Source organism: Limosilactobacillus walteri (assembly GCF_014830205.1).
GTDB lineage: Bacteria > Bacillota > Bacilli > Lactobacillales > Lactobacillaceae > Limosilactobacillus > Limosilactobacillus walteri.
In genome coordinates this window covers 73,634-85,891 of sequence record NZ_QORN01000007.1, presented here as the reverse complement: position 1 = coordinate 85,891, position 12,258 = coordinate 73,634, and the positions used below count along the sequence as shown (strand labels likewise).

The window sequence follows — 12,258 nt, the reverse complement described above, 5'->3', positions numbered from 1 at the left end:
ACTTGTCTTGTGTTGCTACTACACGATGGTCAGCCATGAATTTATCAATATCAGACTTAGCAATACGCTTTGACTTGCCTACTTGAATAGTGGGTAAGCCTTGTTTGATATACTTTTGCAACGATACAGGGGAATTAAATCCCATGTACTTCATAGCTTCTTGATAGCTAAAATATTCAGTCATTTAATCACTTCCCTGAAAATACATTTTGTCTTTTTGACACATTTATCTTAAATAATACACTTTGTATTGTCAATACATAATGTATTATTATTTTTTGTTTTGTGTTATTCTATAATTGATGTGAGGTATAAAAACATGAACAGAATTAGAAAATGCAGACAAAATAAAAAGCTAACTCTCAAACAATTAAGCGAAGAGTTAGCAAAGCAAGATTTTAAAATATCTGCTGACGCTTTAGGCAAGTACGAAAGAGGTGAGCGTGAGCCGAAACTAGAAACATGGATAAAGTTAGCTAATTTTTTTAACGTTCCTGTGCTTTATTTACAAGGTTTAAGTAACAGTAAAGAAACCTTTAATAGCATAGATAAATTTATTAAAAGTAATGGATTTGATATGTCAGCCCTCAATTCTTCCCTAAATGATAAAGATATTCATACGTATAAAAGGCTAACTGATGCTTATCACGGAAGAAAAGAACCTAATTCTAAAATTAATCCTAAAAAAATGTCACTATTATATCGCGACTTAATGTTGGAAAATAATATATCTGATTCGCAAAAGTTTATTGAATTTACGCGTTTATTCGCACGAATATATCATCTTTTCTTAATGGGTTATGGAGACTGTGACGATAAGGCTCGAAAACTATACGAAAAGATTTTGGCAGAGGTACTTAATAATTCTACTGCATCTAATCGTGATTAATGCTAAGCGCTACGAGGAAAAACCATGAAGAACTTTATTATCAACACCTTTGACACCATCTCAAACATCGTTATAGAAGTTTTGTGTAACGTGCTTCCTTAGTTGGACAGCTAAATAGAGTTACTAGAGAGCTAATTTATCAGAGATTTTCAGAGGTGGCCTCATTGTTCTATGTAGTATTTTGTAGTAATTAATCTGCTGTTTTTCTGCATATTTTACGTTGTAATCCTTGCTGTGCTTGGCTTCTTTCTGCTGATTTATTGCCGATATGCCTTCCATCGCTTCTTTGGCGTCCGCAATCTTGTGAGACTCAATTTCAGCCATTTTAGCGTCAATATAGGCTTTTACCGTAGGTTTCTGTAGGTTCTCTCCTGTGAAATCAATATACACACTAATAGCACCACTGCTATATCTCCCCAGTTTTGGGGACATCTGCTCAAAAGTGAGCCTATGTTCAATCGGTCGAAAATTCGGCTGATTATATCTCCTCAAAATCGGACACATCTTACTCACCTAAAGTTTGGGGTAAGTACATCTGCGCATAATTGCGCGCATCTTTACTCGGCTCAAAATTGAGCCCAGCAAAATTGCGGAGTGAATATCACTCAGCCGAAAACTCGGCTGATTACATCTGCACAAAATTGTGCATATTTTACTCACCTAAATTTTGGGGCGAGTGCCTCAGTCCAATTTTGGATCGTGCTCCATATCATTGATATATCAGCGATATGGACGAAAGCGCAAAATTGAGCTCACCCCATCCTTTTTGGTAGCGCAATTTTGCGCCACGAAAACTCAAATACATACCTCCAATATTCCATGCTGGCAAGCTGTGCGAAATGAGGTAATTTTATGAGTTATGCAAAGAAAGCAAAAAAGGGCTATTACGGAATAGCAGAGTTTAAAGACAAGGACGGAAAACGTCACCAAAAATCAGCGGGGTGTTTTAGGCTAAAACGTGAAGCAATTAAAGCTGCTCAACAATTAGAGGATAAATACAGCCGTGTGAATATTGAGATGCAAGCTATCACTTTTGCTGATTACTACCAAAATTGGTTCTCAATCTACAAGGAAAATAGTTCTCTGTCTGATATTACTAAAAGCCGTTATCGTACTTTTTCAAAAACGATAGCGGACTACTTCAAAGACACTAAATTAGTTGATATTAAGCGCTCTACTTACCAGCAATTCATTAACTGGTACGGAGTTAATCACGCTTTTAGTAGTGTTTCAAAGTTAAATGGTGCAATTCGTGCTTGTGTTAGTTATGCGATTGATGATGATATTATTACTAAAGACTTTACTCATAATGTTCAGCTAGTCTATAACGAGGATAATCAAACTAAAGTTGAATATCTTACTAATAAAGAGATAAAGTCGCTTAAACAAGCTGTGGTAACGAATTTGAGCCACTACAATACTAGCCGTTATATGATATTAACGGCAATATATACGGGGATGAGAAAAAGTGAAATACAGGCGTTAACATGGAATGATATAGACTTTTTACACTCCACTATTGCTATTACTAAATCGTGGGACGATACAAAAAAAGCTTTCAAAACAACTAAAACGGAATCTAGTCAACGAACCATTAAGGTTAATCGTCAATTACTGAACCAATTAGCTGAGTTGAAAGCTAATAATACAACGATGGTTTTTCAAAACGTATTAGGGACAATCCCTACAAGTAACGCATTGAATAAGTGTTTACGGTCTATTATGAACGACTGTGGTATTAAAAAACAAGGGTTTCACTTTCACTCATTGCGACACGTCCATGTAGCCTATCTATTGAGTAAAGGTGTTGATATATACGCTATCTCTAAGCGATTAGGTCACTCAAATATCACTATTACTCTAAATACTTATTCATATTTGATTGATGAGTATAAAGCTAAAAATGATACTTTGATTATTGATAAATTGGCGGAGCTTTAAGAATTGCGGAAAAAGTGCGGAAGAATCAACGCTAAACCTTGATATATCAACACTTTCAAATCCCCTTGTCTCCTTTATTCTTTCTACAAAAAACACCAAGTAATTAAATTACTTGGTGTTTTTTTAATTTTGATCAGCAATATCATATGTAGTCTGACCATCTTTTGCAGTATACAATGCCTTACTAGTATCGCCTGGATTCATTATACTAATTGAATATCCATCCCCTAGTGCCTTTGATACTTGACCAGAATTACTTTTAATTGACTTGGTTAAATTTGGCCACCCCATTTGATCTGCTTGACTAGGATCTTGCGCTAAAGCTTTTAATGCTTCAACAGTATTATCATCTGTCGGCGTAATTTGGAAAGTTTTACTATCTTCATTGTAATCAACCGTCCCTAATTTAGAATACCCCTTTTGCATCTGTCGTAATACTGCCATCGTTTTATTTTCTTGTTGCGCTTTATTAGCACTGGAATTCCCAATTGCAAACTTATTAGAAAACGAAGAAAAACTACTTGATTGGGTAACTTTTGATGATGAGGCACTTTGATTAGATGAAGCATTTTTATCATGATGAAAATACGGTAAGTTAATTGCCCCATATACAATTGCAATAATACTCAGAACAACTATAATTGTTCCGCTTTTCCATTCGCGATATTGTTGCCACGAGTTTACTAAATAAAATCCACCAAGAATTAAAAATAGCGCACCCATTATTACTAGGAAAATCATAAATTAAGTTACTCCTTTTCATTTACATATTGTCATTGTCGCGCATTAGGACATAATATACAATAATCATTTAAAAAGAAGAGGCCTACCTCAGCCCCTTCTAATTAGAATTCCATTAGTGCTTTCATATCGTAGTCCTTAATCTTATCACGACCATGAAGATCTTTTAACTCAATTAAGAAGGCACAGCCAACGACAATGCCGCCCATTTGTTCAACCATATCAATAGTTGCAGAAATTGTTCCCCCCGTAGCTAAGAGGTCATCTACTACTAAGACCCGTTGACCTGGTTTAATCGCATCAGCTTCCATTTGAAGAGTGGCAGTTCCATATTCTAAATCATAAGTAGCGCTAATTGCCTTCCGTGGCAACTTTCCCTTTTTACGTGCTGGAGCAAAACCAACCCCTAATTCGCGAGCAATAGGACATCCAACAATAAAGCCTCGTGCTTCTGGCCCAACTACCATATCTACTTTCTTATCCTTAGCATAATCAACTAATTCGTCAGTTGCCTGCTTAAAGGCAGCACCATCAGCCATTAATGGCAAAATATCCCGAAATATAATTCCCTTTTCAGGATAATCAGGAACGCTGGCAACGTATTTATAAAGGTCTAAAGCCATGAGATAAATTGTCTCCTTTAATCTAAATTAAGATATTGCAATAGCCACTTTGCAACAGTCGCTGCGTCATTAAACAACAGCTGCTGTTCGATCTTATATTGTGCTAATTGTTTTTTATATTGTTTTGTTTGTGTTAAATCAGTCTTATTAACTTCTTGGTTAATCTTCAACACACCATCTTTTATTGTAACAAATCCTGCCTCAGAAAACACATGAATCATGAAATTTAATCGTTCAGCATTAATTTTTAAATATTTACTAACTGCTTGGAGTTGCGTAGGCCACTGTAATTTCTGCTGTTTAAAGATAAACCGATATAATTGAGCAAAATCTACACGAGAAGGCAGGCCAGCTAAGTAAGCACTTCGCCGTTGATACAATAACAACCGAATAACCGCTGGCTTTCCTTGATCGTGAATAAATATGTCCTTTAACATCCCCACGCTTGCTGGACAGTCAACTAATGTGACCCGCTGGTTAGTAAAATCTATTTGTTTAGCCTCATCAACCGATAAAACATAACCGGGCGTAACATGTGGGGCAATATTGGCTCGTAATCGCGAATCTTTAATCACGTAATATTCCTGTTTGACAAATAATTGTGGCGTTAACTTATTAGTTCGCTCGTCAATAATAACAGTCCCGTCAATTTTTAAATCTTCAAGCATAAGCTGAATGTTTTTTCTACCACGCCATTCATTAATGCTAATTTTAAAAGCAATACTAATTTTTCCGGTTGGTGATGATAACAGAGAAGCAATGTTTCCCTTTCCAAAAGCGACAACTGACAAATCTGCTTTATCACTGCGAATTGAAAACTTAAGGTGTTGCTTTTCCTGTCCCATTGTCCTAACATCAGTAACTTTTACATCGTTCATATTAAAAATTGGTTCATCGTTTCCAGGACCAAAAGGAGCAATATTTTGAATATCATTGTAAAGTTGTTGACTTATTTCCTCAGGAGTTAAAGTTAATGCGATTGGTAAATTTTGCTTTATCGATGGATCGAAATTTTGATTTTCAGTTTCCTTTTCCACCGCTTGTTCAAGGGTGCTAAGATTATCAATGCTCAGCGATAATCCACATGCTGCTGGATGACCACCAAAAGCTGAAAATATATCACGATGTGCATTTAACGCCTTAAATAAGTTGAATGATTCTGGGCTTCTTCCCGACCCCTTTGCTAATTTTGGACTATTTTGATCTATAGATACAATAATTGTCGGCTTTCCAGTTTCATTCATTATGCGGCTAGCAACGATCCCAAGTACTCCTTGATGCCAGTCTTTTCCGACAATCACTAACACTTTCCGATTTTGATTTTGAGCGCTTTGGGCTTGCTGATTAGCCTCAGTCATTATATTAGCTACTAATTCTTGCCGTTTTTTATTGGCTTGATCGACCTCTTTTGCTAACTGTTGAGCCTCATCTTCGTCTAAACTTGTTAGCAGTTGCACGCCATCGTTAGCATCAGCTATTCTTCCAAGGGCGTTTAACCGTGGAGCAATCCCAAAGCCAATATCCTGACCAGTAAGGTTCGTGGGCGAAATATTTGCTAAAGACATAAGAGCAGCTAGTCCCGGTCGCATCCCTTGCCGTAATTGTTGAATTCCTGATGAAATTAACGCATGATTTTCATCCGTTACGTTAACCACATCTGCAATTTCGCCAATTGCAACTAAATCAAGTTGTTCAACCGGAAAATCCCCAGTTAAAGCCCAAGCCACCTTAAATGCGACCCCGACCCCTGAAAGGTCAGGAAAAGGATAATTACTTTCTGGATAGCGTGGGTGAACAATTGCCGTTGCATTAGGTAAATCGGGCGGCAGTTCATGGTGATCAGTAATTATGACATCTACCCCACTTTCTACTACCTTGTCAATAACCTCTTTTCCGCTAACACCGTTATCAACGGTAACAAAGAGCTGGGTTCCGTTTTCAATTAATCGCTGATAGGCTGCCATATTAGGACCATACCCATCTTTAAAACGATTAGGAACATAATAATTAACATTGGCTCCAATCGACATTAAAGCCTCATACATCAATGCTGTACTAGTAATGCCATCCGCGTCATAATCACCATATACCGTAATTTGTTCTTGATTTTCAACCGCTTTTTCAATTCGGTCAATCGCTTTATCCATATCATGTAAGAGGTGCGGATCATAAATTTCATCCATTGTAGGTTTGAAAAATTTATTTGCTTTTGCAACGTCATTAATCCCTCGTTGCACGAGTAATGTTGCTAAGATTTTTGAAATACCTAGCTCTTTTGTCAGAGTATTAACCGTTGCATCCGACGCATTATCAGCTAGTTTCCACTTAAATTTTGAATCAACCATCAGTTATACCACCATTTCAACGCCAAAATTAAACAAGAGGCTGGGAATGCCTCAGTCTCTCGTAGGTCTATAGATATTTTATTTACAAATTCTTCTTATCTTGTTGGAAATCAAAGAACTTTTTGATTGCCCAATCGCCCAGTCCCGGTATAACTTGATAAGCCCAGCCAAGATAAGCAACATAACCAGGAACATTAATTTCTCTTGTCTTGTATCCAACATTATTCCAAATACGTTGGGCCAGGTCTTCAGGTGAAATAAACATCCATTGAGGAAGGTGGGAACGGTATGCGTAATTACTATCAGCCTTATCAAAGAAAGGCGTGTCAATTGGACCCGGATTTACAGTTAAGACTTGCACACCATAATCAGCAACTTCCATTCGTAAAACATTATCAAATTGGATGACTCCCGCCTTAGTTGCAGAATAGACAGCACTATTCGGTGTCGGCAATTTACCCGCTAATGATCCCATATTAATAATTGCACCATAGCCTTGGTCCATCATTTGCTTAGCAACACACCGACTAATATACATTAATGCTAACAGGTTAACATGAACCATTTGCTCCATTGACCGGTATGATTCTTTTACTGCAGGGATAAAATCACCTAACCCTGCTGAGTTGATTAAAACGTCAATTCCCCCTACTTCATGCTGCACCTTTGAAAGAACAGCATCAATTTGGTCGGGATCCGTGACGTCTAATTGGTATGCAAAAGCCGGACGACCCGATAAAATTAAACATTTTTTAGCTACTTCTTGCAATTTTTCAAGATTTCGCGCCGCAACAACTACAATTGCTCCGCGGCGTGCTGCCTCAAATGCTAATTCTTTACCAATTCCACTTGAACCACCAGTAATTAATACAACTTCATTTCGCAAAAAACGTAACATTTTTACCCTTTTAAGCATTTTCGCCATCTCTTTTCATTTTTTAAACGGGATATCAATTACATCAAAATCATTTACAACTCGGGTATCAGGAATAATATTGCGCACTTGGTAAGCCAGCTGATAAGCAGCCTTACCAGTATAGCGTGCTGATATATGGGTTAATAAAAGCTTCTTTACTCCTGCTTGTTTAGCAACCTCCGCTGCCTGCTTGCTTGTTGAATGATAATAGCTTCGGGCCATCTTCGTTTCGTCCTTAGCAAAGGTACTCTCATGTACTAACACATCTGCGTTTTCTGCCAAACGGATTGCATTCTTTGTCTGACGAGTATCACCAAGAATCGTTACAATTCGCCCAGCTTGTGGTTTACCAATATAGTCGTGTCCATCTAAAATCCGGCCATCTGGAAGAGTTACTGTTTTTCCAGCCTTTAATTGACCATAGATTGGACCAGATGGTACGTTTTGTTCACGCAATTTTTCAACCTGCAATTCACCAGGATGATCTGCTTCTTCAACCCGATAACCAAAACATGCAATTTTATGATCTAGTTTGCGGGCAATTACCCGAAAACCATGATCATTAAATATTTCGCCATCATCAGTTAACTCCACAAAATGAAGCGGATAACTAAGACGTGATTCACTGACCTGCAATGCTGCTTGAACAAAGCGCTTGATTCCAACTGGACCATAAATCGTCAATGGTTCAGTTCCACCTTGAAAAGAACGTGAACTTAGTAATCCTGGCAATCCAAAAATATGGTCCCCGTGTAAATGAGTAATAAAAATTTTTTCAATTTTACGAGGACGAATAGTTGTATGTAGGATCTGATGCTGCGTGGCTTCTCCAACATCAAATAGCCAAATTGCATTTCGTTCTTCTAATAAACGTAATGCGACACTGGCCACATTTCGCTGTTTGCTTGGGGATCCTGCACCGGTTCCTAAAAATTCTAGTTGCATTTATACCTTTCCTACCTTTGCTACAATTAATAACTATTGAATAAATTCAAAAACAAATTTTTCGATTCTTACAAGGTCACCATCTTGAACACCTTTAGCCCGCAATGCATCATCAACTCCCATATGCCGTAACTGACGGGCAAAGCGCAGTTGACTTTCCTCATGAGTTAAATCGGTCATCTTAAATAAGCGAATAAGTTTTTCACCACCAAGAACCCATGTACCATCTTCGTCTTTGGTAATCGTAAAGTCGGCTTCACTTGCTGTCTTTTTAGGAGCAGCTGATTGGTATTTAGCAATCAATTCTTTATCATGACTCTCACTATCAAAGGCTGGTGTCTTATCTAACAAGTCGGCAGTTAATTGCATCAATTGTTGTACGCCCTGGTGAGTTGCAGCTGAGATTGGAAAAATTTCCGGTTGCTGACTCAAGGTCTCGTCTTTTGCTAAGTCTTCCTTAAACGTTTGCAAATTATCTGTTGCATTTGGCAAGTCCATTTTAGTAGCAACAATTATCTGCGGACGTTTTAATAATTCTGGATCGTAATTAGCTAACTCCTTATTTATTTGACGGTAACGTTCAATTGCCTGATGAGAATCCTCACTACTCATATCGACTAAGTGGAGTAAGACTCGGGTTCGTTCGATATGCCGAAGGAATTTTAGTCCAAGCCCGATCCCCTTTGATGCACCCTCAATCAGCCCTGGCATATCAGCCATTGCGAAATCACGACCATCAGGCAACATTACCATTCCAAGATTAGGAGTCAATGTCGTAAACTCATAAGCTGCAATTTTAGGCTTAGCACCGGTTACCACAGATAATAAAGTTGATTTACCAACTGATGGAAAACCAATTAATCCCACATCAGCTAACATCTTTAGCTCTAATTCTAGATAATGATCTTCACCCGGTTCACCATTTTCTGCAATTTCAGGAGCTGGGTTTTTAGCACTAGCAAAGTGAATATTACCACGGCCACCACGACCACCTTTAGCAACAACTAATTCTTGGTCATTTTCAACTAAGTCACCGATAATTTCACCAGTATCTAAATCACGGACTGTTGTTCCCTGTGGTACCGCAATAATCGTATCATCCGCACTGGGTCCGGTCATTTGTTTACTCATTCCATTACCACCATTTTTGGCTTTAAAAATTCGGTGATAACGAAAATCCATCAACGTCCGTAGTCCTTCATCAACCTTTAAGATAATGCTACCGCCACGGCCACCATCACCACCAGCAGGGCCCCCGTTAGGAACATACTTTTCACGACGGAATGCTACCATCCCATCGCCACCCTTACCAGCATGTACTTCAATTTTTATTTGATCAACAAACATATTCATAATGAATGTCTCCGTTCTTTAGTCTATATATTTAGTATATTTAAGATTTATAAGCGTGTCAAAATCAATCATGACTACTACCTTTAGCAACTTCTGCATTTTTTTGTAATGACACTTTAATTAACTGTGCCGTCGAACGATTAATTCCTAATGAATGAATCTCATCAACTGATGCTTGAGCAATTTTTGTAATCGATCCATATTTTTTCAATAACTTAGTTCTCGTTCGTGGCCCCACACCTTTGATCTCATCTAATCTTGAACTCAAAGAATGCTTGGTATGAACGCGCCGATGAAAAGTAATGGCAAAACGGTGAACTTCATCTTGAATCCGTTGTACAAGATAAAAGCCTTGACTACGAGGATTTAGGTTGATGTGTTGATCATCATCACCAAATAGTAAGTCTGCCGTCTGGTGTTTGTCATTTTTCACCATCCCCACCACCGGAATATCAAGATTAAGTTCATTTGCTAAAACATCCTTAGCCGCATCCATTTGAATCTCTCCGCCGTCCATAAAAATCATGTCCGGCATGGGTTTATTTTCTTTTAATAGCCGCGTGTAACGACGCCGAATCACTTCACGAGTACTGGCCGCTTCATCCGCATGGTTAATAACTGTTTTTAGTTTATACTTTCGATAGAAATTTTTAGCAGGCTCCCCGTTAATAAACACTACCATCGCACTCACTGGATCAGCACCTTGGATATGTGAATGATCGAATGCTTCAATCCGATGCCCTTCTGGAAGTCCTAAGGCATCTGTGATTTCCTTCATTGCTCCTGTCGTTTTACTTTGATCCATCTCAAGTAAGCGGAATTTTTCGTTAAGTGATAGCTTAGCATTTTCATGTGCCATTGCCAGCAAATCCCGTTTTTCTCCTCTTACAGGCGTTCGGACGGGAACCCCTAGTATTTCACTAATCTCTTTAGTGGGCAATCCCTTTGGTACAAGAATTTCACGTGGCAATATGTTATTACGACGATTATAAAATTGTAAGATAAAGCTTGTCATTTCTTCAACGGCCGTATCAACGATTGGAAAAAGACGTTTTTCCCGTTTCATTAATCGCGCTTGCCGAATAAAAAATACTTGAATTGAGAGCCAACCCTTATCCATATAAAAATTAAATAGGTCTCGTGGCGTTTTATCATTTGAAATAATCTTTTGTTTCTCAACTGTTACTTCAATATAATGGATCTGATCCCTGATTTCTGCTGCCCGCTCAAATTCCATCTTTTCTGAAGCTTGATGCATCTTAACAGTCAACTGCTGCTTAACTGTGGATGTGTTACCATTAAGAAAGGATTTAATCTTTTTTATTTGTCGTTCATACTCTTCAACAGGAACATCTTTGAAACAGGCGCCTAAACACTGACCCATATGATAATATAAGCAGGGTCGTCCTTGATATCCATTGCAACGACGTAAAGGATAGACCTTTTGAATAAAATGCATTGTTTCTTCAGCAGCATAAACATTAGGGTAAGGACCAAAATAATAGCCGCCATCTTTTTTTATTTTACTAACAATTTTTATTTGAGGATTGCGTTCATTGGTTATTTTGATATAAGGGTACCCGGTTCCCTTTTTTAGTTTGATATTAAAATACGGCTGGTGCTTCTGGATTAAGGTAATTTCAAGTAAAAATGATTCCTTATTTGTGGATGTTACAATCGTTTCAAAATCCGCAACCTCTGATACCATTTTTGCTACCTTTCCAGTATGGCTGCTCTTAAAATAAGACCGCACCCGATTTTTTAGATTTTTTGCCTTGCCAACGTAGATTATTTGATCATTAATGTTTTTCATCAGGTAGCAACCTGGCTTATCCGGTAACAATGCTAATTTATGTTCTAAATGTTCACTGGCCACAGCAGTACCCTCCTCTGAAAAAATTATTAACACTATATTATATCTGAAAAACGATCCTTAAAGCAAAAGAAGTGTTTAGAAATGATTGTACTTTTAACAAAATTTATGCTAGCATTTTGTCAAATAGAAAAAAGGAGCGTAACCAATGGGATTAGTAACACGAAGAAGCGAACAGTTAGATAAGTTATTCGATCAATTTGCAGTGGACCCCAAAAAGCCTAAGGCAAAGACCGACAAGAAAAAGGAGCAAGCCGAGTCAAATAAAAATAAAGAAGAGAAGAATTAACAAAAGCGGAGATGTGATGATTAATCATATCCCCGCTTATTTATTAGTCTTGCTTTTTAAAACCAGCCGGATAACGCTTATTCAGCTCTTCAATATTTGCTTTAGCAACCTCTTCAAAAGGAATGTCTGCCCATTCCGCGATTTGCGATAGGTACCAAAGAACATCTCCCATTTCATGAATAAGTTCTTTACGGTTAAGCTTTCGGCCACGAAACGTATAATTTTTTACTAAATCAACTACTTGACCTGATTCACCAGCTAATCCTAATACACAATTGGTCAAGACTTGTTCGTTACCATATAAAGTTCTTTTCGCTGCATTTTGATACTCATTAAAATCCAA

13 protein-coding genes are annotated in these 12,258 nt (G+C 37.8%); 3 read left to right on the top strand and 10 right to left on the bottom strand.

Translation table 11 applies throughout. The annotated features are described in order from the left end of the window. Positions 1-184: helix-turn-helix domain-containing protein (locus tag DTK66_RS02745; RefSeq protein ID WP_065532705.1), on the bottom strand; the 184-nt coding region annotated here is incomplete at its 3' end. Positions 185-319: 135 nt separating this feature from the next. Here DTK66_RS02745 and DTK66_RS02740 point away from each other — a divergent pair. Next, positions 320-889, top strand: a complete 570-nt coding sequence (locus tag DTK66_RS02740; protein WP_191667701.1) for a helix-turn-helix domain-containing protein — start codon at positions 320-322, stop codon at positions 887-889. A 123-nt stretch (positions 890-1,012) separates the two neighbouring features. Here DTK66_RS02740 and DTK66_RS10940 read toward each other — a convergent pair whose 3' ends face one another. Next, positions 1,013-1,402 carry a terminase small subunit gene (locus DTK66_RS10940; protein WP_225208963.1) on the bottom strand — a complete coding sequence of 130 codons (390 nt, stop codon included), beginning with the start codon at positions 1,400-1,402 and terminating at the stop codon, positions 1,013-1,015. A 339-nt stretch (positions 1,403-1,741) separates the two neighbouring features. On the opposite strand from DTK66_RS10940, the gene DTK66_RS02730 reads away from it, so the two are divergent. After that, positions 1,742-2,830, top strand: a complete 1,089-nt coding sequence (locus DTK66_RS02730) for a site-specific integrase (protein ID WP_191667700.1) — start codon at positions 1,742-1,744, stop codon at positions 2,828-2,830. Between the two features lie 123 nt (positions 2,831-2,953). On the opposite strand, the gene DTK66_RS02725 is transcribed toward DTK66_RS02730, so the two are convergent. The 7 genes from DTK66_RS02725 to uvrC form a co-directional block, all read right to left on the bottom strand. Further along, positions 2,954-3,571, bottom strand: a complete 618-nt coding sequence (locus DTK66_RS02725; protein ID WP_191667699.1) for a DUF308 domain-containing protein — start codon at positions 3,569-3,571, stop codon at positions 2,954-2,956. A gap of 104 nt (positions 3,572-3,675) precedes the next feature. Continuing rightward, positions 3,676-4,194 carry an adenine phosphoribosyltransferase gene (locus DTK66_RS02720; protein ID WP_153930572.1) on the bottom strand — a complete coding sequence of 173 codons (519 nt, stop codon included), beginning with the start codon at positions 4,192-4,194 and terminating at the stop codon, positions 3,676-3,678. Between the two features lie 17 nt (positions 4,195-4,211). Continuing rightward, positions 4,212-6,539, bottom strand: a complete 2,328-nt coding sequence (gene recJ, locus DTK66_RS02715) for a single-stranded-DNA-specific exonuclease RecJ (protein WP_191667698.1) — start codon at positions 6,537-6,539, stop codon at positions 4,212-4,214. 82 nt (positions 6,540-6,621) lie between these two features. Further along, positions 6,622-7,455: an SDR family NAD(P)-dependent oxidoreductase gene (locus DTK66_RS02710; RefSeq protein ID WP_153930574.1), complete on the bottom strand. Its 834-nt coding sequence runs from the start codon at positions 7,453-7,455 to the stop codon at positions 6,622-6,624. 15 nt (positions 7,456-7,470) lie between these two features. Beyond that, on the bottom strand, positions 7,471-8,400 hold the full coding sequence (rnz, locus tag DTK66_RS02705; RefSeq protein ID WP_153930575.1) for a ribonuclease Z: 930 nt from the start codon (positions 8,398-8,400) through the stop codon (positions 7,471-7,473). A gap of 33 nt (positions 8,401-8,433) precedes the next feature. Next, positions 8,434-9,753, bottom strand: coding sequence for a GTPase ObgE (gene obgE / locus DTK66_RS02700; protein ID WP_191667697.1), 1,320 nt, complete (start codon positions 9,751-9,753; stop codon positions 8,434-8,436). Positions 9,754-9,817: 64 nt separating this feature from the next. After that, on the bottom strand, positions 9,818-11,629 hold the full coding sequence (gene uvrC, locus DTK66_RS02695; protein WP_191667696.1) for an excinuclease ABC subunit UvrC: 1,812 nt from the start codon (positions 11,627-11,629) through the stop codon (positions 9,818-9,820). A gap of 145 nt (positions 11,630-11,774) precedes the next feature. Here uvrC and DTK66_RS02690 point away from each other — a divergent pair, with 145 nt between their 5' ends. Next, entirely contained in the window at positions 11,775-11,915 is a 141-nt protein-coding gene (locus tag DTK66_RS02690) for an SPJ_0845 family protein (RefSeq protein WP_191667695.1), read from the top strand. Positions 11,916-11,958: 43 nt separating this feature from the next. On the opposite strand, the gene DTK66_RS02685 is transcribed toward DTK66_RS02690, so the two are convergent. Further along, on the bottom strand, positions 11,959-12,258 hold the full coding sequence (locus tag DTK66_RS02685) for a nucleoside triphosphate pyrophosphohydrolase family protein (protein ID WP_153930577.1): 300 nt from the start codon (positions 12,256-12,258) through the stop codon (positions 11,959-11,961).

What these genes read in the sequence shown, in the direction of transcription:
- DTK66_RS02720 (WP_153930572.1), bottom strand. Translation starts at nt 4,194, where the DNA reads ATGGCTTTAGACCTTTATAAATACGTTGCCAGCGTTCCTGATTATCCT.
- recJ (WP_191667698.1), bottom strand. Translation starts at nt 6,539, where the DNA reads ATGGTTGATTCAAAATTTAAGTGGAAACTAGCTGATAATGCGTCGGAT.
- rnz (WP_153930575.1), bottom strand. Translation starts at nt 8,400, where the DNA reads ATGCAACTAGAATTTTTAGGAACCGGTGCAGGATCCCCAAGCAAACAG.
- DTK66_RS02730 (WP_191667700.1), top strand. Translation starts at nt 1,742, where the DNA reads ATGAGTTATGCAAAGAAAGCAAAAAAGGGCTATTACGGAATAGCAGAG.
- DTK66_RS02710 (WP_153930574.1), bottom strand. Translation starts at nt 7,455, where the DNA reads ATGCTTAAAAGGGTAAAAATGTTACGTTTTTTGCGAAATGAAGTTGTA.
- DTK66_RS02690 (WP_191667695.1), top strand. Translation starts at nt 11,775, where the DNA reads ATGGGATTAGTAACACGAAGAAGCGAACAGTTAGATAAGTTATTCGAT.
- DTK66_RS02725 (WP_191667699.1), bottom strand. Translation starts at nt 3,571, where the DNA reads ATGATTTTCCTAGTAATAATGGGTGCGCTATTTTTAATTCTTGGTGGA.
- obgE (WP_191667697.1), bottom strand. Translation starts at nt 9,753, where the DNA reads ATGAATATGTTTGTTGATCAAATAAAAATTGAAGTACATGCTGGTAAG.
- DTK66_RS02740 (WP_191667701.1), top strand. Translation starts at nt 320, where the DNA reads ATGAACAGAATTAGAAAATGCAGACAAAATAAAAAGCTAACTCTCAAA.